We start from the raw sequence: 23,325 nt of genomic DNA, 5'->3' as shown, positions 1-23,325 counted from the left end.
TGTGTATTATGTAAAATAGAGGATCCGGGTGGATAGCATGCTTGGCTCCCCTAAATAGCCACACCGCCCCAATCAATCGCCTGTTCTCATGTCTTTCCGGTCTGCCACCCCTGCGTTAGCCGCCGCGCTCCTGTTCGGCGCCAGCACGCCTTTCGCAAAAGCCTTGGTCGAAGGTGTGCCGCCGCTGTTGCTGGCCGGGCTGCTCTACCTGGGCAGTGGCTTGGGTCTCGGCATCCTCCTGGCATCGCGCCACCTCTTGCATGCCCGGGAGTCGAAGCTTCCGTCCGCCTGGCGCATTCCTCGGGCCGATCTGCCGTGGTTGGCCGGCGCAATCGTTGCGGGCGGCGTGCTTGGCCCAGTCCTGTTGATGCTGGGATTGACCCAGACCAGCGGCGCGTCGGCGTCCCTGTTGCTCAATGTCGAGGGCGTGCTCACGGCGGTCATTGCCTGGTGCTTGTTCAAGGAAAACGCCGACCGCCAGATCGTGATGGGCATGGTTGCCATCGTTCTGGGCGGCGTCTTGCTGTCCTGGGAGCCCGGCGGCGCAACGCTGTCGACCGGGGCGCTGCTGATCGTGGGCGCCTGTCTGTGCTGGGCGGTGGACAACAACCTGACCCGGCGAGTCGCCTGCAATGACGCCATGCTGATTGCGGGCATCAAAGGCCTGGCAGCGGGCATTGTCAGCACAACCCTGGCACTGCTCGGCGGCGCCGGGTTTCCGTCCGGCGCGGTGGCGGGCGCCAGTCTTGCCGTGGGATTTTTCGGTTATGGATTGAGCCTCACGTTGTTCGTGGTGGCGCTCCGGACGCTGGGAACCGCCAGGACTGGCGCGTACTTCTCCGTGGCGCCGCTTTTTGGGGTGGCGATATCTTTTGTTCTGTGGCCAGAAAGCCCCGGTCTGCTCTTTTGGCCGGCCGCGGCCTTGATGGCGCTTGGCGTTTGGCTGCACGTGCGCGAACGGCATGCGCACGAGCACACCCACGAACCGCTTGAGCACAGCCACCGGCATGTGCACGACGATCACCACCAGCACACGCACCCATTCGCCTGGGACGGCGTGGAACCACACACCCATCCTCATCGTCACGAACCTCTGACGCACACCCATCCGCACTACCCGGATATTCATCACAGACATCCTCACGTTCGCGCAAGCAAGAAAGGAAGTTCACAGGGCTCTCGCTAATAGTTCAACAATCGTTGTATGATCGAACAATGAACGAAGAGCAAGCCATCTCCGCGCTAGGCGCCCTCGCCCATCCTCAACGGCTGCGGACCTTCCGCGCACTGGTCGTGGCGGGTCCGCCGGGACTGATGCCCAGTGTCCTCGCAGACCAACTGGGCGTTGCGCGCAATACCCTGTCCTTTCACCTGAAAGAACTGTCCACGTCGGGCCTGGTCACCGTCGAGCAACAGGGGCGCAACCTGATCTACCGAGCCGACTTCTCGAAGATGAGCGGATTGCTCGGCTATCTGACTGAGCACTGCTGCGCGGGCACGGCCTGCGAACCTTCCCTGCGTGCGGCTTGCACGACCTGCTGATTCACCCCCGGAGTAAACCCGATGTCGTCCACCACACAGGCCGCGCCCGCTCAGCGCCCGCGGCCCGGGATGAATGTTTTCGAGCGCTATCTCACCCTATGGGTGTTTCTCTGCATCATGCTCGGCGTGACGCTTGGGCAACTGATGCCCGCGTTGTTCCAGACGATTGGCCGCCTCGAAGTCGCTCAGGTCAACTTGCCGGTCGGGATTCTGATCTGGGTAATGATCATTCCCATGCTGCTCAAGGTGGACTTCGGTGCGCTCGGTCAGGTCAAGCAGCACTGGCGCGGCATTGGCGTGACGCTGTTCATCAACTGGGCCGTCAAGCCGTTTTCGATGGCCTTTCTGGGCTGGCTTTTCATCCGCCAGATTTTTTCGGCCTGGTTACCCGCCGACCAGCTGGATAGCTACATTGCCGGCTTGATCCTGCTGGCGGCGGCGCCGTGCACCGCCATGGTGTTCGTCTGGAGCCGCCTGACCGGAGGCGATCCGGTGTTCACGTTGTCCCAGGTCGCATTGAACGACACCATCATGGTGTTTGCCTTCGCGCCCATGGTGGGCTTGCTGCTCGGGCTGTCGGCCATCACCGTGCCTTGGGACACGCTGCTGGTGTCCGTCGGGCTGTACATCGTGATTCCGGTGGTGCTTGCACAGCTCTGGCGCCGCGCCCTGCTTCGCCGCGGTCAGGCGGCATTTGACGCCGCCCTGGCGCGCATCGGGCCGTTCTCGATGGCGGCGCTGCTGCTGACGCTGGTTCTGCTGTTCGCATTTCAGGGCGAAGCCATCATTGGCCAACCTTTGATCATTGCGATGCTGGCGGTGCCGATTCTCATCCAGGTGTTTTTCAATTCGGGCCTGGCGTACTGGCTTAACCGCCGCGCGGGAGAAAAGCACAGCATTGCCTGCCCTTCTGCGCTGATCGGCGCATCCAACTTCTTCGAACTGGCCGTGGCGGCCGCGATCAGCCTGTTCGGATTCCACTCTGGCGCGGCATTGGCCACGGTGGTGGGCGTGCTTATCGAAGTGCCCGTAATGCTGCTTGTCGTGCGGATCGTCAATCGGACCAAGGGTTGGTACGAGGCCGGCGCCCTCCGGCGCTGAGTGGTGGCCACCGGCCTGCCCGACATTCCTTAGACAGAGGTTTTCATGAGTTCCATCACGATTTATCACAACCCGGCCTGCGGCACGTCTCGCAACGTCCTCGGGTTGATTCGCAATAGCGGCGAAACGCCCACGATCATTGAGTACCTGAAGACGCCGCCGGACGCCGCCACGCTGCGGTCGTTGATTGCCGATATGGGCATCTCCGCTCGCGAGCTGCTGCGCCAGAAAGGCACGCCTTACGACGAATTGGGGCTGTCCGATCCGAAGTGGACAGACGACCAACTGATCGGCTTCATGCTTGAGCACCCGATCCTGATAAATCGGCCGATCGTCGTGACCCCGCTGGGTACGCGGCTGTGCCGGCCGTCGGAGGCCGTGCTGGACATTCTGCCTCAGGCTCAACGCGGCGCCTTCACCAAAGAGGATGGAGAACCGCTGATCGATGCGGAGGGCAACCGTGTCTGACGTGTTTGCGGATCTGCCGAATATCGATCCCGCGTACTTCAAGGCGCCGGCTCCGGCCGCGCTGTTCCCGCCGGCGCGGGCCACGCATGCGCCGCGGTTCCTGCTCTTGTATGGATCGCTGCGCGAGCGCTCGTACAGCCGGTTGGTCGCCGAAGAAGCGGCGCGCTTGCTCCAAGCCCTGGGCGGCGAAACCCGGCTCTTCAATCCCACCGGGCTGCCGCTGGTCGATGACGCCACGGAGAATCATCCCAAGGTCCGAGAGCTTCACGAGCTTGTCCAGTGGGCCGAAGGCATGATCTGGAGCTCGCCCGAGCGTCACGGCGCGATGACGGGATTGATGAAGACGCAGATCGACTGGATCCCGTTGTCGGTGGGCGCCGTGCGGCCCACCCAGGGCAAGACGCTGGCGATCATGCAGGTTTCGGGCGGATCGCAGTCGTTCAACGCGGTGAACCAGATGCGTATCCTGGGCCGTTGGATGCGGATGTTGACCATTCCCAATCAATCGTCCGTCGCCAAGGCCTACCAGGAGTTCGACGATCGCGGGCGCATGAAGCCCTCCCCTTACTACGATCGGATCGTCGACGTGGTCGAGGAGCTTATGAAGTTCACGTTGCTCACGCGGGACACAAGCCCTTATCTGGTGGATCGCTACAGCGAACGCAAGGAAGCCGGCATGAAGAGCCGTCTTCCTTCCGTCGCTTAGAGCCGAATTGCAGGCGTTACCCCTTCTTCGACGCCGCGTACTTCGCCTTGTTGGCTTCGTTCGGCGGATACAAGCCCGGCAGCACGGCGCCGTTGTTGACTTCGTCCATGATCCAGCCTTCAAAGCGTTCCTGCTCCACCGCTGCGTCGACCACGTCGGCCAGCAGCGCGGCTGGAATGACGACGGCGCCGTCCTGGTCGGCGACGATCACGTCATTGGGAAAGACGGCCACGCCGCCGCAGGCGACGGGCTGCTGCCAGTCCACGAAGGTCAGGCCGGCCACCGAGGGCGGCGCTGCCGCCCCGCTCGCCCACACGGGCAGCTTGGTTCCCAGTACACCGGCCAGGTCGCGCACGACCCCGTCGGTCACCAGGCCAGCCACGCCGCGCTTTGCCATGCGGGCGCACAGGATGTCGCCCCAGATACCGGCGTCTTTCACGCCCATGGCGTCGACCACCGCGATGCAGCCGGAGGGCATCTGCTCGATGGCGCCGCGGCTGGATTTGGGCGAGGACCAGGATTCCGGCGTGGCAAGGTCTTCGCGGGCGGGCACGAAGCGCACGGTGAACGCGCGGCCGACGATGCGGTCCAGGCCCTGGGCCAGCGGGAATGCGCCGCGAATCCAGACGTTGCGCAGCCCTTTCTTCAATAGGATGGTGGTCAGCGTGGCCGTCGTGACGCCAGAAAGCGCCTTGAAATAAACCTCATCGGAAACCGTCATGTATTTCTCCAGGTGAAATTGGAACTGGCGCTCAGCTTGAGCGCGCGCTTTCCCGTGATGCTCAAATCCATTGTTCCAGCCTCTTTAGTCAAGGGTGTCGCAAGTATCGCGCAGACGTTTGCACGCCTGCGCCAGCCGCTCGTCCGACGTCGCAAATGAAATGCGGAAGTAGCCTTCGGCGCCAAATGCGCTGCCCGGCACGACGGCAACATGCGCTGCTTCGAGAAAGAACTGGCTGACATCCACGTCGCTTTTGAGCACCCTGCCCTGCGGCGTCGTGCGGCCAATCAGCCCTTCGCAGGACGGAAACAGGTAAATCGCGCCTTCTGGAGTGCGGCAGTGAACGCCCTCGATCGCATTGAGCGCGTCCAGGCAGTCGTCGCGCCGGCGCTGGAACGCCTGATTGCGCGGTAACAGAAATTCCATCGGGCCATCCAGCGCTGCGGTTGCCGCCGCCTGAGCGACCGAGCATGGGTTGCTTGTGCTCTGCGATTGAATCGTGGCCGTGGCCTGGATCAGCGGCTGGGGTCCCGCGGCATAACCGATGCGCCAACCCGTCATGGCATAGGCCTTGGAAACGCCATTGACGGTTAACGTGCGGGGGTGGAGTTCGCCTCTTTCGCGGCAACGCAGATGTGCTCCGGGGTCGGGAAATCAGGCTCGCCTTGCGATAGGCCGATGACGTCGATGCCGCGCCGCCGCATGTCCCCCGCTATTTTGGTGATGACCAGTGTGGGGGAAGGCTTTACTGCGCCAAGGAGGTGGGAAAGCATCATCGTCTCGCGGGGCTGGATCGATCAATGCAGGAAGTCTAGAACTGCGATTAGTCCATAAAAAGCGATATATTTCACAGCTGAGTATCAATTATTTCGATTAAATGCGGGCGGCGAGAGACAACATCGCAGGCACGATACGCGCTGTCGCTGCCCCGTGTCTGTGTCACGGGCGAGATCGCACCGCGTGCGGCGCCCCAGAGGCAGTGTCGACCCCTTCGGATATCCGCTGGCGTCACACAACTTGACCGGAATCAATATTCTCGCCGCGCGTCCGCTGATACTGGTTTCGTGCCCAATTTTCCCGGAGACCAGCATGTATGAGCGAATCCTTGTTCCCATCGACGGCAGCGCCACCTCGCAGATCGGCTTGAACGAGGCCATCCGGCTAGCCAAGCTGACCGGGGCGCGCATCCGTCTGATACACGTCATCGACGAGCTGTCCTTTGCCCTGACCACCGATGCCTACAGTTATCGCGCGGGCGAACTGCTGGATCTGATGCGCCGCAACGGCGCGAAGATGCTGGAGACGGCGCAAGGCACCGTCCGCGATGCAGGCATCGAAGCGGATACCGCGCTCTACGAGAATCTGGACCGGACCGTCCAGCAGCGGGTGCTGGATGAAGCGACAGCCTGGAAAGCCGATCTGATCGTGATCGGCACGCACGGCCGCCGCGGCGCGCGGCGTCTGCTTCTGGGCAGCAGCGCCGAAGGCATCCTGCGCGGGGCATCGGTGCCGGTCTTGCTGCTGCGGGCTCCCGAAGGCGTTTCCTGATCCGGGGCGTTTCATGCTCCTGCCGCAGCCGGCGTGCGTGAATGTGCTGCTTGACCGGTACGCGGCGTGCGCAGAGCACGATGCCGCGCAGGTGTACGCGCGCGTCGCCCTGGCGCTCGCCCAGGCGGAGACGCCGGCACGGCGGGCGTCCGCCGCCGCGGCGTTTCTTCAGAACATGCGGGACGGCGCGATCGGTGCGGGGCGGATCATGGCAAACGCCGGCACGCAGGCACACGCGACCATGGTCAATTGCTTCGTGCAGCCGGTGGGAGGCCATGATGCCTCACTCTCCTTCCAGGCCGGTCTGCAGCAGGCGCTTGAGACATTGGCCATGGGCGGCGGGGTCGGGTACGATTTTTCATCGCTGCCCCCGCTGGCGGCGGGATCCCCCGGGCGGGCAGACGCCCCGACGGTCCACGAAGCCATCGACCAGTACGACGCGGCGTGCGCCCGCCTGGCATTCGAGGGCAGCCGCCGCGGCGCCCAAATGGCGGTTCTATCCTGTGCGCATCCCGACATCCTTGACTTTGCCCAGGCCAAGCACGGCCGCCGGCGCTGGCGCACCTTCAATATTTCGGTCGCGGTCAGCGACGCGTTTCTTGCCGCGGTGCAGCGCGACGAGCCCTGGCCGCTGGTTCATCACACCCCGCCCGGCCAAGCGGCGATCGACGCGGGCGCATTCCAGCGAACCGACGGCCTTTGGCAGTATCGCCAGGATTCGGCACGGCGCTTATGGGATGCCATCGCGCGCGAGGCCGTCCACAGCGCCGAACCGGGGTTGCTGTTCATTGACACCATCGCGCGCGCCGACAACCTGCGCGCGCTCGAGACGATCCGGGCCACCAATCCGTGTGGCGAGCAGCCGCTGCCCGACTATGGATGCTGCGTGCTCGGCCCCATCAACCTGACACGCTTGGTCGAGCACCCATTTGGACTGGGCGGCCCCGCCAGCGTGAACCTGGCAAAGCTGGCCGGCATGGTCCGCATACAGGTGCGCATGCTCGATAACGTGATCGCGTTGACGCATTGGCCCCTGCCCGCCCAACAGGCGCAGGCATTGTCCACGCGCAGGATCGGCGTGGGGGTGACCGGGCTGGCGGACATGCTAGCGATGCTGCAATTGCGATACGACAGCGACGCCGGCCGCCAGGCCGCAAGCGAAGTGGCCCGGTGCATCCGGGACAGCGCCTACGCGGCGTCGGCGGCACTGGCCCGGGAACGCGGGCCGTTCCCCCTTTACCGCGCAGCGGACTACCTGTCGGACGGCGCCATCGGCGATGCGCTTGCCGCCGAGGTACGCGTTGCCGTGCGCCGGCATGGATTGCGAAACAGCCATCTGGTGTCGTATGCGCCCACCGGCAGCGTCAGCCTCGCCTTTGCGGACAATTGCTCCAGCGGGATCGAACCGGCTTTCGGCTGGACTTACCGTCGCCGCGACGTGCTGGGCGCCGCTCCGGTTGACGTGCCGGTTGAGAACCATGCGTGGCGCCAATGGAACCTGCATTTTCCCCACGAACCTTTGCCCGACTATTTCCGCACCGCGCAGCAGGTAGCGCCTGAAGACCAGGTGGCGATGGTGGGCGTCTTGCAACCTTTCGTGGACGCCTCCATTTCCAAGACGGTGCCCGTGCCGTCCGACTGCAGCGTCGAACGCGCGCAGGCGTTGTTCATGTCAGCGTTCAAGCTCGGGCTCAAGGGGATTACCCTCTTTCGGCCAGACCCCGCACTTGCGGCGGTGCTGGACTCGGCAACCGCGGGGGCTGACGCCCTGGCAACGCCAAGCGCGTGCGAAGGGTGCGCATGAGAGACCGCCCGGCACCGGGGATCCGCCGCGCCTCAGGGCAGCAGCACGGCCGTCGCCTGAATGCGCCCCGCCCGCAGGTCGTCCAACGCGCGATTTGCGTCCTCAAGCCGATACGTGCGGACATCGGCACCCAGATCCCACGCGTGCGCCTTGCCCAGAAATTCCCTTCCGTCCTCACGCGTCAGGTTGGCGACGGACGAGAGCGAACGTTCGCCCCAAAGCAGCCGGTAGGGAAATGCCGGGATGTCCGACATGTGGATGCCCGCGCACACCACGCATCCGCCCGGCCGCACCGCGCCAAGCGCTGACGGCACCAGCGCGCCGACCGGCGCGAACAGGATCGCCCCATCCAGGGGTACTGGCGCGGGTTCGCTGCTGTTGCCAGCCCAGGTCGCGCCCATCGCAAGCGCATGCGCTTGCGCTGCCACATCGCCGGTGCGGGTAAAGGCGTACACCTCGCGGTTCAGGTGACGGCAGGCCTGTGTGAGGAGGCGCGCCGCAGAACCGAAACCATAAAGTCCCAGCCGCCGGGCATCGCCGGTTGCCCGCAGCGCCCGCCAGCCAATCAGGCCAGCGCAGAGCCATGGCGCCATCCGCGCCGGGGCTCTGGCCGCTGGCAAGGGAAACAGATAGTCAGCATGCGCCAGCATGTGCGTGGCAAAGCCGCCGTCCAGTGTGTACCCGGTAAACAGGGCCTCGCTACATAGATTTTCCAGATCGGCGCGGCAGAACGAGCATTGTCCGCACGTGCGCGCCAGCCAGGCCGCACCCATGCGGCGCCCCAGCATCGCCGTGTCGACGCCAGCCCCGACCGATTCCACGACGCCTACGACTTCATGGCCCGGAATGATGGGATACCTGAGGTTGGGCAGCTCGCCGTCCAGGACATGCAGATCCGTGCGGCAGACCGCGCATGCCAACACGCGTAATCTGACCTGGCCGGGGCCGGGCTGCGGCGTCTCGCGTGTTTCCAGCGTCAGGGGCAGCCCCGGCGCTTGCAGGACCATCGCCTTCATGGGGTGCGGACCAGCAAGACGGGGACAGGCGCCATCCGCACGACGCCTTCCGCGCTGCTGCCCAGCATCGCGCGGCGCAGGCCATGGTGGCCATGTGTGCCCAACACGATCAGGTCCGCGTTGAAGGCCTGCGCGGCCCGCAGGATGCGCGCGGGCGTCGGCATGGCGTCCTCATCCAGAAGCGTCGCCTCTGCGTTGACGCCGGCCGCCGCGGCGTCAGCCTTGGCGCGCTTGAGCAGGTTGGCGCCCGCTTCTTCTCGGCTGGCCTTCAGCGTGCGCAGGGCATCCTCGGCGTAGGGGTTGTCCTCCAGGACTGCCGGCGGATCCTCCAGCGCATGCACGACAAGGAGCGAGGCGCCGGCTTCCCGGCTGATCCGGACCGCCTCCTCCAATGCCCGGTCGGATGCGTGCGAGCCGTCGATGGCGGCAAGGATACGGCGGTACATGGGCTATCCAGATCGGCGACGCAGCAATCGCCTAATGGGACAGAAGGACGGGAACCGTCATTGCGCTGAGCAGCGACCGGGTGGCCCCGCCCATCACCAGCTGCCGCATCCGGCTGTGCCCATATCCGCCCATCACGATGAGATCCGCACTGAAATCCGCGGCCGCCGTCAGAATTGCATCGCCGATGTCTCCGTGGCGGACGTCGCGCATCTGGTGGACGGGCTGGGGAAACCCGTGGCAGATGCAGTAGGCGACGAGGTCCTCGAAGGGAACGTCCGAAGGCTGCTGCAAGGGGAATCCCTCGTCCAGGGACAACACCTGCAAAGCCGCAGCATTGCGCAGCAGCGGCGCGGCGTCGGCGATGGCCCGCGCCGCCTCGCGGCCGCGGTCCCAGCAGTACAGCACCCGGCCGCCGATCGTGCTGAACGTCCCGGCAATGGGCAGCACGATGACGGGCCGGCCCGAGGTGAGGATCACCTGCTCGACGAAATCGTTGCCCGTGGCCGCTTCGAGATCCTTCAGGTTGTTCTGCCCCACCACGACGACATCCGAGGAACGCGCGTGCCGGGAAACGCACTCCGCGGGCGTGCCCCACTCGCCTTGCCGCCATGCCGCCGCAACGCCGGCGTGCTCGGCCGCCTCGCTGAACGCCTTCTGGACGGCAGTGCGCGCCTTTTCGTGGATCTGGACCGCCCGATCCATCCCCCTCACCCACAACCCGGCTTCGTCATAGAAATAGCCCGGCGCGACGTAGCTGGCGTATATCCCTGTCAGGTGGGCGTCATGGGCCTTGGCCAGACGCAGACAGAAATCGAGCCGGCGCGAACAATCGGCGCCCTGGTCCAGATGGACAGCGATTCGACGGAACATGGTGACCTCCGGTGGCAGTAAGTGGCTGAGGACTGCCTGCACGCGTCTCGCACCCTGCGGCGCTCTCTTGACTGGCTGGCGGGGCCACGTCCTCTTGCATAGGCTTCATCTTGCGCGGGTGCGGCCGGCAAATATTGACCTTCGTCAACGCGCGAGCGGGGACGCCGCCGTCAGGATGCGCCTCAAACCTTGATTCCAGTCAATGGCCGGAGCATCATTCGCGTCATGATGGTTGCAGGCAGCCGAGGCTGCGCCTTTCCTACCCCCAAACGTTGAGGCCACTGTGAAGAACGTACTCATTCCCATCGACGGCTCCGAAAACGCCTTGCGTGCCGTGAAGTACATGATCGATCACATCCGTGAGCATGGCGACTGCGCGATCCACCTGCTGAACGTGCAAATACCCATTGTGTCGGGCGCCGTCCGCGCGTTCGTCACGCCGGAAATGATCCGGGACTACTACGAGGATGAATCCAGCGCCGCGCTCGCCGAGGCGCGGTCGGTCCTGGATGCCGCCGGTGTCAGCTATCAAACGCAGATGCGCGTGGGGCCCGTGGCCGCAACGATCACCGCCTATGCGGCCGAACAGCACTGCGACCACATCGTCATGGGTTCGCGGGGGCTAGGCGCCGCAGGCAGCCTGCTGCTCGGATCGGTGGCGCTGAAAGTGCTGCACACCGCCCACATACCGGTCGTCATGATCAATTGACCACGCGCGCCCCGCCTTGCCCGCCCGCTGCCCGGGCGGCCTGGGCGGGCGCGCCCTTGCCTGCCCCTGCGCCGCGCCGGATCAGTTCAACACGGCGGTTTCGGACGGCTCGACAGGATGGCAGCGCCAGCCAAGCTCGTCCTTGATGCGCAGGCGCAGCGCGTCGGCTGCCGCGGGTTCTCCGTGCACGATGTAGGTATGCCGGGGCGCGCTTGAGAATCCACGAAGCCAGCGCAGGATCTCGTCGGCGTCCGCATGCGCCGACAACATCGACAGGTTGTCGACCTCGGCGCGAATCGGCACATATTCTCCATGTATCTTGACTTGTCGGGCGCCATCCAGCATGGCGGCCCCGCGCGTTCCCATCGCCTGGAAGCCGGCAAAGAGGATCGTGTTTCTAGGGTCTCTGGCGTAGTGCTTGAGATGGTGAATGACCCGTCCGCCGGTGGCCATGCCGCTGGCCGAAAGAATGATCTTGGGCATCGGCGAGCGGTCCAGCGCCTTGGATTGTTCGACGTCAGTGACGCAGGTGGCTACGCCGAACGCGGCCCTGGCATCCGCACGCGGCAATCGCTGATCGGCGGTATGCCGTAGATAGACGTCGACCGCGCTGCTGGCCATCGGACTATCCAGGTAGATGGGCAGGTCGCGAGGGATGCTTCCGGCCAGCCTGAGCCGCCACAGGTGAAACAACAGGAGCTGGGCGCGGCCGACGGCAAACGCCGGAATCACAAGAGAGCCCCCTCGCCGGATGGTGCGCTGGATGATTCCGGCCAGCGTGTCCGGCACGCTTTGCGTGCCGTGGCTGCGATTGCCGTAGGTGGATTCGACAATAAGATGATCCGCCTGCGTCACGGACGCGGGCGGCGGCATCAGCGGGTCGTCATAGCGGCCAAGATCGCCGGAAAACACCAGTCGGCCTCCCGGGTAGTCGAGTTCGACGATGGCGGCGCCCAGGATGTGGCCGGCGCGCGAGAACCGGACCTGCATTCCCCCCGGGAGCGGCATCGGCGCATCGAACGGGACCGGGCGGAGCGCGGCGATCGCTCTGCGCGCGTCGGCGACCGTGTACAGGGGCAACGCGGGACGATGGCGCGACAGGCCGTGGCGGTTCAGGTAATCGGCATCGGCTTCCTGCAAGTGGGCGCTATCCAGCAATAGCAATTCGCACAGGTCGCGCGTCCCTTCGGAACAATAGATCGGGCCGGCGAAACCCTCCCGCACGAGCCTGGGCAAATACCCCGAATGGTCCAGGTGCGCGTGCGACAGCAGCACGGCTTCGATCTTCGAGGGCGCCACGGGAAACGGCGCCCAGTTGAGCAGCCGTAGCGGCTTGAGTCCCTGGAACAACCCGCAATCCATCAGGATCAGCCGCCCGGACGCATCCAGCAGATGACGCGAGCCGGTCACGGTGCCGGCGGCCCCGCAAAAGTGTATGCGCAGCTTCTGTGTCATGGATCGACTCCTGACTGTCTGACCAAGTTTTCGCTAATAAGCAGCATTGATGTGGCAGGCCCATCCTTGCTTGACCAATATCAAGATAACCGCCGGGCGCGAGATCAACATAGGACCGACAAGCAAACAGGCGTGGGGCGTGCCCCCGCCACCCAGGAGAAATGCCATGAAAGCGCGCGACCTCATGACCGCGACCCCATACTGCGTATCCCCGCGTACCCCGGTTTCGCAGATTATGCGTGCCATGCTGGATCGAGACATCAGCGCCGTGATGGTGACGGGCGATGACGGCGCGTTGATCGGCGTGGTCAGCGAAGGCGATCTGGTGCGACGCCAGGACAGCGCGCATCAGAGAAAGGTGAACCACTGGCTGTCGCTCCTGGCAGAAGGCGAGGCACTGAATCTGGAGTTTCTGCACAGCCTTCAACTGGGCGAGCAGACGGCATCGGCCGTGATGAGCAGCCCTGCCATCACGGTGGATGAGTCCGCCGACCTGTCCGAAATTGCAGATGTGCTGCTCAAGCGCGGGATCAAGCGGGTTCCCGTGGTCCGGCAGGGAAAACTGGTCGGCGTGGTCAGCCGCCGGGACATTCTTCAGGCGCTGCTGGCCCAGGAAGTCTGAGGCCGTCGTTGCGGCCAGGAGTGAACGCCATGCGGATCGGCATCGTCTTTTATTCACGCACCGGCACAGGACGCATCGTGGCCGAGCGGCTGGCATCGATCACGGGATGGGAGGTCCACGAAGTGCGGGATGCATCGTCACGCATCGGGTTGGCTGGCGACCTTCGCTGCGTCACCGATTGCCTCTTCAAGCGCCAACCCGAGATTCGCTATGCCGGCCCTGCCCTGGACCAGTTCGACCACGTGATCCTGATCGCGCCAGTCTGGCTTCGAGCGCTCGCGGCCCCCATGCGCTCGTTCCTGATGACGCAGGGGCGGCTGATCAAGACCTACTCCGTCATTTGCGTGATGTCGGGCTATGGCGGATTCCGGGCTGTCGATGATATCGCCGCCGTCGTGGGCGCAAAGCCCCGCGGCATTCTCCTGCTCAAGCAGTACGACGTGTTGGCCGAAGAGTGCGACGCGTCCCTTTGCCGGTTCAAGGAAAGGACGCTCGCGGCCTGGGAATCGGGCGGGAGCGACTCGCTGCTGTCGGCCGTTGACTAAGCGGCGCTCGGGCACAAGTCCGAGCCCCGCTGACCAGATCCGCCGCCTGCACTAGTGCACGTGGCGGTAGCCCACGCGCGGCGCTCGCCGCTTGCGGAATTGTGTGTTGCAATGGACAAGTTCCCCCTGGAAGGGCGATCCCGGCACCCACATATCAAGCAATGAAGCTCTCCTCTGGCGCGCCTCCGCTGCTCGATATCATCCAGTCCGCCACAGAACCGATCATCACGATCGACGCGTTGCAACACATCGTGATGTTTAACGCTGCGGCGGAACGCGTGTTCATGCTCTCCGCCGACCAAGCCATCGGCGCCAGCGTGGACATCCTGATCCCGTTGCGCTTTCGCGCCGTGCATGCCAAGCATGTCGGCCGCTTCATGACCACCGGAATTTCCGATCGCCAGATGGGCCTGGGCGCGCCGTTATGGGGTCTTCGGTCCAACGGCGAAGAGTTTCCGATGGAGGCTTCGATCTCGCAGACCTGCACCAGCGCCGGCGTGTACCTGTCGATCTTTCTGCGCGACATCACCGAGCGCCAGCGTATCGACCAGGCCTTGAGAGCGTCCCGGGACGAGCTGACCCGTCTGTCCAATGCCCTGCTTCACGTGCGCGAGCAGGAAAAGAAGCACATTGCGCGCGAGCTCCATGACGACCTGGGCCAAAGCCTGACGGCGCTGACGATGGAGCTGTCCCAACTTGAACCGATCCTGGCGTCCGACAACGTCGAGGCACGCGAGCGCGTGCGGTCCATGCGGCAGCTTATCAAAGCCTCGTTCAAGTCGCTGCGGCGCATCGCCTCTGACCTGCGGCCCGTCATGCTCGACGACCTTGGACTGGCGGCGGCGGTCGAATGGCTGGTGGCCAATTTCGTTTCGCGCTATGGCGTCGATACGGAATCGGACATCCGGATCGGCCCCGCCGAACCGGCAAAGCAGGTCGCCACCACCCTGTTTCGCGTCGTGCAGGAGGCGCTGACCAACATCGCCAAGCATGCGCAGGCCAGCGCCGTCCAGGTGCGCCTTGTCTGTGACAACTCGCATTGCGCGCTGACCGTGTCCGACAACGGCGTTGGCGCCACACCAGAGAGTCTGGCCAAGAAGCTGCCGCTTTCGCTTGGCCTGCAGGGCATTCGCGAACGGGTCCGCCTGCTGGGCGGCGATGTCTCCGTTCACACCCGCAGGAAAGGCGGGTTTCGCCTGGAAGTGCGCATCCCGGTCCGCCCGCCCGACTCGCAATGGGAGGCGACATGATCAACGTCATGCTTGCCGACGACCATACATTGCTGCGCGAAGGCCTGAGGCGGCTGCTCGAGCAGGCCGCAGATATCCGCGTCGGCGGCGAAGCCGGCAACGGCAACGAAGCGCTGAACCTTCTGGCCGAGGGGCAATGGGATCTTCTGGTGCTGGACATGTCGATGCCCGGGCGCGACGGCGTCGACCTGATCCGGCACATCAAAAACTCCCACCCGGACGTTCCCATCCTGGTGCTCACGATGCACGGCGAGCAGCAGTACGCCGTCCAGGCGATCAAGGCGGGTGCGGCGGGCTACCTGACCAAGGACAGCGCCAGCGAAGAGCTGGTGCAGGCGGTGCGCAAGGTGGCCGGTGGCGGGCGGTATCTGAGCCAGTCGCTGGCCGAAAGCATTGCATTTGACCGGTACGGCCATGCGGAATCGCTGCCCCACGCCCTGCTGTCCGACCGGGAATTGTCGGTTTTCCGCCATCTGGCGTCGGGGATGAATAATTCGGACATCGCGCAACTGCTGTTCGTGAGCGTCAAGACGGTCAGCACGTATAAAAGCCGGATATTGATCAAGCTGCACTTGCGCAATCAGGCGGATCTGGTCCGTTACGCGATACGGCACCGGCTCGTCGACGATGACGACGCCCCTCCGCGCTGAGCACGCTGTAGGAATTTGCCTACATCTGTAGGCGTCGTCGGCCAAAACGTGGCGATCTGCGCTGATAGCGCACGGCAGCGCGGCATCCGATACTAGCCCCCATCGCGATACCAACAAAGCGATACGGACAAAGCGATACCGACAAGGCGATCGGCCTGCTGCCGCGTCACCGCCACATGCCCCCGAGGAGCCGCGGCCATGGACTCACCCATCGTTGTCACGAACTACACGGACAGTGCGACAGGCGTGTCCGCCGATTGCGACCGTTGCGCCCTGGCCCGGATCTGCCGCGCAGGATTGGACGCGGCCCGGCCTCCCCCGAGCGACATGGTCCGCTGCCGGCGGCTGATTCACCGCGGCGAATCTGTCTACCGCGCGGGGGACGCGTTGCAGAACCTGTATGTGCTGCGGTCAGGGTCGGTGAAGCTGCGCGCGACCAACCGCGCCGGCCTCGAGCAGATCATGGGCTTTCCGTCTGCGGGCGCGTTGCTGGGCCTGGATGCCATCGAGAGCGGCACCCATCGCTGCGATGCCATCGCGCTGGAGGATTCGCTCGTCTGCGTACTGCCGTTCTCGGACATCATGGGCAGATGCCGGGAGGATTTCTCGTGCGCGCAGCAGTTCCATCGCTTGATCGCTCACGATATCGATCAGTACCGGCGGCTGTTGCTGACCCTGGGGTGCATGAAGACCGAGCAGCGGGTCGCCGATTTCCTGGTGGGAATGTCGGACCAGATGTCGGCCAATGGTTACTCTCCCCTCGCCTTCACCTTGAAGATGACGCGCGAGGACATCGCCAATCATCTGGGCATGAAAGTCGAGACGGTCTGCCGCGTGCTGGGCCGCCTGCAGGAGGCCGCGCTGGTCAACGTATCCCGGCGACAGCTCCAGATCCGCGATGTGGATGCGCTGCGGCAGATGAGCAGCGGGTAGGCGTGCCTGCGCCTAGCAGGATGTCGTTCGGAACTTGAGTTTGGTCAACATCCCGGTCGCGGGCAGGCCTATTCTGGCTGGAGCAAGCCGGTCGGCCGCCGAAGTGCCGCGTCGAGCGGTTACACGTGACCTGGAGGATGACCTTATGCAACCCGACTATGAACCCTACGTGGCGCTATACAAATACGGAATTCATTCTGCGCTGGCCGCGGCCACCGGTTATTTCGAATTCGCGCGGCAACTGCGCTCGCTGCAGCTCAAGACCGACAAGGAAATGCTGGCATTCGCTCAGGAAGCCAATGCGCAGGTCAACGCTGCGACGTCTCTGACCGCCATGTGCGCCCTGCACCAGAAATTGATGACGGATCTGATGGGCCGCGAGTTCAGTTATCTGAAGGAAATGGAGAAAATCGCGCGCGAGACATCCACCATGACCGCCGCAGCTCTGCGTGAGAGCAAGAATCCCTGGCAAGAAAGAATGTCGCAGATCGCGGAAAGCACGGCCAAATTCCTGGCCGACGGCAATGCCGTGGCCGCAATGACGCGCGCCAGCCAATGACGCATGTGAGGGCCGCGAAGGCGCATCCGGCCGCGGAATCCGTTACCGACCCGTCGGCATCGTCGCCGCGTGGCGCGGACAACGCGCTGGCGGCGCTGGACTACTTCAAGGCGGCGCTCATCGCGCAGCTGACGGGCGGCATTTCACCAAGCGCCCTTGCGCTCGCGATGGCCGACTGGTTGATCCACCTGGGGGCCGCGCCTGGCAAGCAGATCGGATTGGCGCTGCAGGCGGGAAACGCCATCCAGGCGCTCGGCGCGCATGCCGCGATGGCCCTGGCGGGACACCCTCACGTCTGTCCCGAGGCTGCCCTTGACCGCAGGTGCGCCGCGCCGGCCTGGCGGGCTGAACCCTTCCAATATTGGCAGCATTGTTTTTCCGAAGCGCGCAAGTGGTGGGCCGAGGCCACGACGCGTGTGCCGGGAGTCTCCGCCCATCACGCCGACGTCGTTTCCTTCTGCGCAAGCCAATGGTGCGACGTCTTTGCGCCGGCCAACTTTCCCTGGTCCAACCCCGAAGTGATTGAGCGTACGGTGACCGACAAGGGCCTGAACCTGGTTCAAGGGATGGGACATCTGGCAGAGGACGTGCGGCACAGGCTGTTGGGCCTGCCGGAGCCCGGCCTGGAACGGTTCGAGGTGGGCGTCAACGTGGCGGTGACCCCCGGCACGGTGGTGTACCGCAATCACTTGATCGAACTGATCCAGTACGCGCCCTCCACGCCGCAGGTCCGTCCGGAGCCCATTTTGATCACGCCGGCGTGGATCATGAAGTACTACGTGCTGGATCTGTCGCCCGAAAATTCCCTGATCCGCTACCTGGTGGCGCAAGGGTTCACGGTGTTCTGCATCTCATGGCGCAACGTCGATGCGCGCGACCGCGACCTCTGCCTGGACGACTACCGGCGCCTGGGCTTCATGGCGGCAATGGCGGCGGTCAATCGATGCGTGCCCGGCCAGCGCGTGCATGCGGTTGGGTACTGCCTGGGCGGCACGCTGCTGGCCATCGCGGCCGCGACCATGGCAGGCGACGCGGACGACCGCCTTGCCACGATCTCCCTGCTGGCGGCACAGACCGACTTTACCGAGCCCGGTGGCCTGGGCTTGTACATCGACGCGAGCGAGGTGCACATGCTGGAAAGCGTCATGTGGGCGCAAGGCTACCTGTCCGCCGGGCAAATGGCTGCGGCCTTCCAGTCCTTGCGGCCCATCGAGGATGTCGCCAGCCGCGCGGTGCAGACCTATTTTCTGGGTCAGCGCATCCTTCCGAACGACCTCGTCGCCTGGAATGCCGATTCGACGCGCATGCCGTACCGGATGCATGCGGAGTATCTGCGCAAACTGTTTCTGAACAACGAACTGGCGGCCGGACGATTCGAGGTGAACGGCCGCACGATTGCCTTGCGCAACATCCGCACGCCCATCTTTGCGCTGGGTGCGGTCAACGATCACATCGCGCCCTGGCGTTCCGTATTCAAGATCCATTACCTGACGGACGCGGACATACGCTACGTCTTGACCAGCGGCGGCCATAATGCCGGCGTCGTGAGCGAGCCGGGGCATCCGGGCCGCTGGCACCGGCTTTCCGCGGGGCCGAAGGATGATCTGCGCGCGGGTCCGGACGAATGGCTGGCCGCGACCATGCAATGCGGGGGATCGTGGTGGCCGACGTGGACCGAGTGGCTGGCGCATCGCTCAGGGCCCTTGCGGCCCGCACCGTCCGGCGTTGCCGGGCGGCGGCCCGACGACGATCCTGGCGCGCCGATGGCCGCGCCGGGCAGCTATGTCATGCAGAAATGACGCGTCTCAAGGCCACGGTTGCGCGTAGATCCGTTTCCACTCCTTCTCCATGTCCACGACCGTCCAGCCTCGGGCGGGCGCCTCGTCCAGCGCCTTGTCGAGCCGGCCCACGCTGGAGTGCCGGTCGTAGGCCCACTCGCGCTTGGCGTCGGTGTGGTGCACGATGCCTCCGAAGCGTCTGCCTGGCCCGGTCGTCGTCCACTGCAGCATCTGCAAGTCGCCGTCGGAATTGCCGAACGCCATGATCGGACGCTTGCCGATATGGCGCTGGATCGCCACGGGCTTGCCCGGGCCGTCGTTGTTGAAGTCCAGCTTGGGCAGCCGCATGAGTTCGAATCCACTGCCGCTCGTCACGAATTCGCTGCCAAACAGGGTGCCAATCACCTGTTCGGGCGGGATGCCGTAGGCCTGCGCGGTCCAGGCGCGCATGAACTCCGTTTCCCCGCCCGACACAATGTAAGTCGTGAAACCGTTGGCGCGCAGGTAGTCCAGCAGTTCGCGCATCGGCACGTACGTCATGCTGTCGTAGGGCAGCTTGGTGCGCGGGTGGCGGGCGGTGTCCAGCCACTGGTCCACGCGCTGCGTGTACTGGCCCACCGGCATGCCGGTGTTGGTGGCCAGCAAGATCTCCATCATGCCGTGCACGCCCGATCTGGCCACGGCCTCGTGGTCGCCCTGCAGCACTGCCATGAAAGGCTGGCGGGTATACCAGTCCGGATGTGACGGCGCCAACGCATGCACTTCATCCATCGAGAACATGACCTGGAAGTAGATGGGCTTCTCGCTCCACAGCGTGCCGTCGTTGTCGAACACCGCGATGCGGTCCTCGGCGGGCACGAATTCCGCGCTGGCCGGGTCGGTGACCGCCTTCACGAACGCCACGATCGCCGTGCGGGAGGGGCCATCGGTCCAGGACGGCAACCCGGCTTGGCTCTCGCGGCCGGATGACGCGCACCCGGCTAGCAGGAAAAGGACCCACAGCCAGATCCAGGCCAGCCGCCGCGCATATTGGTGTTCGAATGAAGCGTGCATGATCTTCCCCCTGGAATGCGCGCAACGCGCGCGGGCCCTGCCAGACCAGCGGCAACTGCCTGCCCTGCCCGCCTCCTGCCTGGCCCACAATCAACGGCTGGCGATGCTGCCCTGCGCTGCCTGCGCCATCTCCCATTGCTGCGGCGTCATGACGGTTCGGAACCCGATGTGGGACATGGGATTGAGCGGGTCGGTGCCGCGCCGTGCGCTGGCGCGGTAGCTGATGCAATAGGTATCGCTGCACAGAAAGGACCCGCCCCGGGTCACGCGCTTGGGCGCCGATGCGGGCATGCCGGGTTCGTCAGGGTCGAAGCTGTTCGCAGGCCCGGCGGGGTCTTGCGGCGGCTGGCGATATTGCGCCTGAATCCTGAAAGCGTCCGCGCGGTACCAGTCCGACGTCCATTGCCAGACGTTCCCGGCCATGTCGTACAAGCCATAGCCATTGGGCGAAAAACTGCCCACGGGCGTGGTGCCGACCTGCACTTTTTCATCTTTCACGACCGGAAACGGTTGCGCCTGGCGCGTGTCCCAGATGTTTGCCATGGCCCGGCCTTGCGGCGACAGCTCGTTGCCCCACGTGTAGGTCGCCTGCGCAAGGCCGCCTCGCGCGGCGAACTCCCATTCGGCTTCGGTCGCAAGGCGCTTGCCCGCCCACTTGGCGTAGGCCTGCGCATCTTCATAAGACACCTGCACCACCGGATGGTCGTCCTTGCCGGCGATGGTGCTGTGCGGCCCCTCGGGATGCCGCCAATTCGCGCCGGGAACAAAACGCCACCAGCGCGAGTAGTCCCGCAGCGACACCTCGGTCTGCGTGCCGACGAACACCATGGCGCCCGCCTGCAATGCACTGTCGTCCGGACGTGGCGTCCCCGCGGGAAGCTGGGCGCGCAGGTCTTCCCAGCGCGGCTTTTTCTCGGCGGTCGTGACATAGCCGGTCGCCTCGACAAAGCGGCGGAATTGCGCGTTGGTGACATCATGAACGTCCATCCAGAACCCGCTCACGCGCACCTTGTGCGCCGGCCGCTCATTCGGTTGCGACATCTGATGATCGTTGCCCATCAGGAACTCATGGCCGGGGATCCACGCCATTCCTGCCGGGCCTTGCTTGCCGTCTCCCAACTTGACGACGGGAACGTCCTGCGCGGGCGCGGAGACCGCGACATAGGCGCCGATGGCGCCTGCCGTGCACAGGATGGCTGCCACTGCAATTCCAATACTGGCTCGTCTTTTCATGCGCTTTCTCCGTCAGGCGCGCATAGCCGGCACCAGGCCGCCGTGCGTGCCGCCACCTACAGCGCTGCGGCCCGCGCGGCAAGCGCGCGGTTGCCCGCGCTGCCGGGCTTGAGGGCCATGCGTTCGGCAGTCAGCACCTTGGCCAGAGAGCGCGCGCCGTCTCGCAACGCCGCTTCCACCAATGTCAGCGCCAGCACGTCGCGCTGCGCGTGGCTGCCGCCGAATCGATGCGCAATAAGGCGCACGTCCCGCAGCAGGTTGACGGCAAGCGCGTAGTCTTGCCGGGCGAACGCGGCCAGCGCGTGCGCCACCGGCAATCCCACATCCCGGGTCATCATCGCGTTCGTGCCCGTGCCGTCCGCGGCCGTTTCCATCGACTCGATGAGCGCCTGGGCGGCAGCGCCGTCACCCGCGCCCAGATAGGCCATCAGCGCATGCACGTCATTGAAGGCGTAGAACCCCGCGCCGCCACGCGTCTGCCAGACATCGGCAAGTTGGCGCCATCGCGAGCCGGCATCCACGCCTCGCAAATGCAGACGCCACAGCATGGCGGAGGCGTCGATCAGATCCAGCACCTGGCCCGTGGAAGCTTCGCGCAGCCTGCTGTCGTACAACGCCAGCACGTCGCCAATCTCGTCGCGATCCAGCTGAAACAGAGCCAGATGCCACCAGTTGTGGATGGCCAGCATGTTGTCCTCGGACCAGTCGCCCCGTCTTCCCTTCAGCCAGGCGATACCCTCGTCGATCCGGCCCTGCATTTCCAGGACGTGGGCGACGGCGTGCACGGCCCAGGGATCGCGCGGGTTGAGCTCTAGCGCGCGGCGCCCTTGCGCCTCGGCCGGGCCGTAGAGATTCGTCTCTTCCAAGCCGAACGCATGCATGCCCAAGACATAGCCGTAGTCGGGCATCGAGCGGTCCCAGGCGGGCAGGATGCCGGCGACGCGGTCGCGCAGCATGGTCGAGCGGCCGAGCAGGAAATCGCCAATGTGGCCAACCTGCAGCGCCAGCGTGTCGTGCGGATAGTCGGCAAGGATGTCGGCATAGCGCCGCAAGGATCGGGAGAACTCCCCGTCGAGCCAGGCGCGGGCCGCGGCGGCGTGGCGGCGTTCGCGATCGTTGGCAATGTCGTAGAGCGCTTCGGCGGCTTGCACGCTTTCGCGCAGCAGCGGTTCGACGCATTTGTCGCTGGCGGTGATCATCATTCCCGCGCGCAGCAGATGGCCCATCACGAAAACGGGGTCATCGGCCAAGGCCTCGTCAATGACGCCCAGCGGATCGCCGTAGTAGCCATGAAACAGGCTTTGCGCCCGCTCGTAGGCGGCCATTGATGCCGGTTCATCGCTGGAAACCGGGTTGCCCCGTACATCGCTCAGCGCCATGGTGGTCTCCCAGAGGCCGGCCCGCGACGGGCTTGGAAAATCTTCAAAAATATAAGCATGGTTGCGGCGTTCCGGCAAAACGCAGTTGCGCTAGTGCGATTGCACCGGACGCGCGGGCGCCCGCCACCCGATGTCAGTGACTGCCGTCCGGATTGCCCATGCTTGCGCGCTGCGCGACCAGCAAGGCGTCGCTCTGGTCGATGCGTATCGTGCCGATCCGCGGAAATTCGAAGTCGACGATGATGTAGAGCGCCGCGGTCATCACCACGGCATAGATGCACTGATGCAGCAACGTTTGCCGTTTGGCGGCCGCCAGGTTCACGCCCACCAGGAACGCGCCGGTCAGCGCCAGAAAGCCCAGGAACACGTACGCCGCGAGCGGTGGATGCACCTTCTGGGCGGCGGAGAGCGAGGTCGCGGCGTCGAACATGTCGTTCACGGCGTCGACGTACGACGCGGCCAGCGGCGGCGGTACGCCGTTTTTCGCCGCAGCGATCGACGCGCGCCAGATAACCTGCTGCAGCGCGGACGCCTTGGCCGCGATGCCTGCGCGCGCGGTCATATCCGCGACATGGCGCTCATACAGGATCCGCTGGTCGACGTAATCGCGGAGGTGTCCTCGCACGGCGGATTGGTCGGCTGCATCCAGCAGGTCGATGCGCAGCCAGGCTGTGCCGATGGCATTGACTTCCTGAATCACCAGATTGCGCCGCTCGGCCATGCGCTGCGCGGCGCCCGAAAAGGTAAACGCCACCAGCAGTCCCAGCAACGCAAACACCGACGCCTCGATGGCGGCCACGCCCGCCCCACCCTTCTCCTGCTGCCTTGCGCCCAGTCGTTTTCCAACCGCAATGGCGCAAAAGAGCGCCAAGAAAAAACCCAACGCCAGTCCCGCCAGGAGAAACGAGTAGCTCATGAGAACCCCGCACGTCCGGT

General features: G+C 64.9%; 25 protein-coding genes. 15 read left to right on the top strand and 10 right to left on the bottom strand.

Annotated elements, in window-relative coordinates; translation table 11 throughout:
* Positions 1-88 precede the first annotated feature (88 nt).
* Genes QEP15_RS12915 through arsH form a run of 5 tightly spaced genes read left to right on the top strand, consistent with a single transcriptional unit; the run spans position 89 to position 3,817 of the window.
* Complete coding sequence (locus QEP15_RS12915; protein ID WP_280148868.1) at positions 89-1,186, top strand: DMT family transporter; 1,098 nt, start codon at positions 89-91, stop codon at positions 1,184-1,186.
* 29 nt (positions 1,187-1,215) lie between these two features.
* Positions 1,216-1,542: an ArsR/SmtB family transcription factor gene (locus QEP15_RS12910; protein ID WP_056317918.1), complete on the top strand. Its 327-nt coding sequence runs from the start codon at positions 1,216-1,218 to the stop codon at positions 1,540-1,542.
* 21 nt (positions 1,543-1,563) lie between these two features.
* The gene (arsB, locus tag QEP15_RS12905) at positions 1,564-2,643 is read left to right on the top strand and encodes an ACR3 family arsenite efflux transporter (RefSeq protein ID WP_280148867.1); all 1,080 of its coding nucleotides are present in this window, start codon (positions 1,564-1,566) and stop codon (positions 2,641-2,643) included.
* A gap of 45 nt (positions 2,644-2,688) precedes the next feature.
* Positions 2,689-3,111 (top strand): arsenate reductase (glutaredoxin), encoded by a 423-nt coding sequence (gene arsC / locus QEP15_RS12900; protein WP_280148866.1) that lies wholly within the window; start codon positions 2,689-2,691, stop codon positions 3,109-3,111.
* The gene (gene arsH / locus QEP15_RS12895) at positions 3,104-3,817 is read left to right on the top strand and encodes an arsenical resistance protein ArsH (protein ID WP_280148865.1); all 714 of its coding nucleotides are present in this window, start codon (positions 3,104-3,106) and stop codon (positions 3,815-3,817) included. Before arsC ends, arsH begins: the two co-directional genes overlap by 8 nt.
* A 16-nt stretch (positions 3,818-3,833) precedes the next feature.
* Here arsH and QEP15_RS12890 read toward each other — a convergent pair whose 3' ends face one another.
* Both QEP15_RS12890 and QEP15_RS12885 read right to left on the bottom strand, forming a co-directional pair.
* Positions 3,834-4,538 (bottom strand): ribonuclease activity regulator RraA, encoded by a 705-nt coding sequence (locus QEP15_RS12890; RefSeq protein ID WP_152384472.1) that lies wholly within the window; start codon positions 4,536-4,538, stop codon positions 3,834-3,836.
* Positions 4,539-4,622: 84 nt separating this feature from the next.
* Positions 4,623-5,099: an aminotransferase class I/II-fold pyridoxal phosphate-dependent enzyme gene (locus QEP15_RS12885; RefSeq protein WP_280148864.1), complete on the bottom strand. Its 477-nt coding sequence runs from the start codon at positions 5,097-5,099 to the stop codon at positions 4,623-4,625.
* Positions 5,100-5,627: 528 nt separating this feature from the next.
* Here QEP15_RS12885 and QEP15_RS12880 point away from each other — a divergent pair.
* Both QEP15_RS12880 and QEP15_RS12875 read left to right on the top strand, forming a co-directional pair.
* The gene (locus QEP15_RS12880; RefSeq protein WP_152384470.1) at positions 5,628-6,086 is read left to right on the top strand and encodes a universal stress protein; all 459 of its coding nucleotides are present in this window, start codon (positions 5,628-5,630) and stop codon (positions 6,084-6,086) included.
* 13 nt (positions 6,087-6,099) lie between these two features.
* Positions 6,100-7,890, top strand: coding sequence for an adenosylcobalamin-dependent ribonucleoside-diphosphate reductase (locus tag QEP15_RS12875; protein WP_280148863.1), 1,791 nt, complete (start codon positions 6,100-6,102; stop codon positions 7,888-7,890).
* Positions 7,891-7,922: 32 nt separating this feature from the next.
* Here QEP15_RS12875 and QEP15_RS12870 read toward each other — a convergent pair whose 3' ends face one another.
* The 3 genes from QEP15_RS12870 to QEP15_RS12860 are packed head-to-tail and all read right to left on the bottom strand — an operon-like array spanning position 7,923 to position 10,223.
* Positions 7,923-8,906, bottom strand: a complete 984-nt coding sequence (locus QEP15_RS12870) for a zinc-binding alcohol dehydrogenase family protein (protein WP_175155494.1) — start codon at positions 8,904-8,906, stop codon at positions 7,923-7,925.
* Complete coding sequence (locus QEP15_RS12865) at positions 8,903-9,352, bottom strand: universal stress protein (RefSeq protein WP_175155493.1); 450 nt, start codon at positions 9,350-9,352, stop codon at positions 8,903-8,905. Before QEP15_RS12865 ends, QEP15_RS12870 begins: the two co-directional genes overlap by 4 nt.
* 31 nt (positions 9,353-9,383) lie before the next feature.
* Positions 9,384-10,223 (bottom strand): universal stress protein, encoded by an 840-nt coding sequence (locus QEP15_RS12860; protein ID WP_180098764.1) that lies wholly within the window; start codon positions 10,221-10,223, stop codon positions 9,384-9,386.
* 283 nt (positions 10,224-10,506) lie between these two features.
* Here QEP15_RS12860 and QEP15_RS12855 point away from each other — a divergent pair, with 283 nt between their 5' ends.
* The gene (locus QEP15_RS12855) at positions 10,507-10,932 is read left to right on the top strand and encodes a universal stress protein (RefSeq protein WP_081100913.1); all 426 of its coding nucleotides are present in this window, start codon (positions 10,507-10,509) and stop codon (positions 10,930-10,932) included.
* Between the two features lie 81 nt (positions 10,933-11,013).
* On the opposite strand, the gene QEP15_RS12850 is transcribed toward QEP15_RS12855, so the two are convergent.
* Positions 11,014-12,387, bottom strand: coding sequence for an MBL fold metallo-hydrolase RNA specificity domain-containing protein (locus QEP15_RS12850; RefSeq protein ID WP_152384466.1), 1,374 nt, complete (start codon positions 12,385-12,387; stop codon positions 11,014-11,016).
* A 166-nt stretch (positions 12,388-12,553) separates the two neighbouring features.
* On the opposite strand from QEP15_RS12850, the gene QEP15_RS12845 reads away from it, so the two are divergent.
* From QEP15_RS12845 to QEP15_RS12815, 7 genes are all read left to right on the top strand, one after another.
* Positions 12,554-13,009 (top strand): CBS domain-containing protein, encoded by a 456-nt coding sequence (locus tag QEP15_RS12845; RefSeq protein ID WP_056317885.1) that lies wholly within the window; start codon positions 12,554-12,556, stop codon positions 13,007-13,009.
* Between the two features lie 29 nt (positions 13,010-13,038).
* Positions 13,039-13,554 carry a flavodoxin family protein gene (locus tag QEP15_RS12840; RefSeq protein WP_217617980.1) on the top strand — a complete coding sequence of 172 codons (516 nt, stop codon included), beginning with the start codon at positions 13,039-13,041 and terminating at the stop codon, positions 13,552-13,554.
* A gap of 161 nt (positions 13,555-13,715) precedes the next feature.
* Complete coding sequence (locus QEP15_RS12835) at positions 13,716-14,804, top strand: PAS domain-containing sensor histidine kinase (protein WP_280148862.1); 1,089 nt, start codon at positions 13,716-13,718, stop codon at positions 14,802-14,804.
* On the top strand, positions 14,801-15,454 hold the full coding sequence (locus QEP15_RS12830; protein WP_175155489.1) for a response regulator: 654 nt from the start codon (positions 14,801-14,803) through the stop codon (positions 15,452-15,454). The genes QEP15_RS12835 and QEP15_RS12830 overlap by 4 nt, the downstream gene beginning before the upstream one ends.
* A 198-nt stretch (positions 15,455-15,652) precedes the next feature.
* Positions 15,653-16,387: a helix-turn-helix domain-containing protein gene (locus QEP15_RS12825; protein ID WP_280148861.1), complete on the top strand. Its 735-nt coding sequence runs from the start codon at positions 15,653-15,655 to the stop codon at positions 16,385-16,387.
* 40 nt (positions 16,388-16,427) lie between these two features.
* On the top strand, positions 16,428-16,946 hold the full coding sequence (locus QEP15_RS12820; protein ID WP_217617983.1) for a hypothetical protein: 519 nt from the start codon (positions 16,428-16,430) through the stop codon (positions 16,944-16,946).
* Complete coding sequence (locus QEP15_RS12815) at positions 16,943-18,745, top strand: PHA/PHB synthase family protein (protein ID WP_280148860.1); 1,803 nt, start codon at positions 16,943-16,945, stop codon at positions 18,743-18,745. Before QEP15_RS12820 ends, QEP15_RS12815 begins: the two co-directional genes overlap by 4 nt.
* A 6-nt stretch (positions 18,746-18,751) precedes the next feature.
* Here QEP15_RS12815 and QEP15_RS12810 read toward each other — a convergent pair whose 3' ends face one another.
* The 4 genes from QEP15_RS12810 to QEP15_RS12795 form a co-directional block, all read right to left on the bottom strand.
* On the bottom strand, positions 18,752-19,777 hold the full coding sequence (locus QEP15_RS12810) for an HAD family hydrolase (RefSeq protein WP_280148859.1): 1,026 nt from the start codon (positions 19,775-19,777) through the stop codon (positions 18,752-18,754).
* Between the two features lie 90 nt (positions 19,778-19,867).
* Positions 19,868-21,010: a formylglycine-generating enzyme family protein gene (locus QEP15_RS12805; protein WP_280148858.1), complete on the bottom strand. Its 1,143-nt coding sequence runs from the start codon at positions 21,008-21,010 to the stop codon at positions 19,868-19,870.
* A gap of 56 nt (positions 21,011-21,066) precedes the next feature.
* The gene (locus QEP15_RS12800; RefSeq protein ID WP_280148857.1) at positions 21,067-22,389 is read right to left on the bottom strand and encodes a tetratricopeptide repeat protein; all 1,323 of its coding nucleotides are present in this window, start codon (positions 22,387-22,389) and stop codon (positions 21,067-21,069) included.
* 133 nt (positions 22,390-22,522) lie between these two features.
* Positions 22,523-23,305, bottom strand: a complete 783-nt coding sequence (locus QEP15_RS12795; RefSeq protein ID WP_280148856.1) for a bestrophin-like domain — start codon at positions 23,303-23,305, stop codon at positions 22,523-22,525.
* Positions 23,306-23,325 lie beyond the last annotated feature (20 nt).

The organism is Achromobacter mucicolens (assembly GCF_029866465.1).
Classification (GTDB): Bacteria; Pseudomonadota; Gammaproteobacteria; order Burkholderiales; family Burkholderiaceae_B; genus Achromobacter; species Achromobacter mucicolens.
This window is presented reverse-complemented; position numbering and strand designations above follow the sequence as displayed.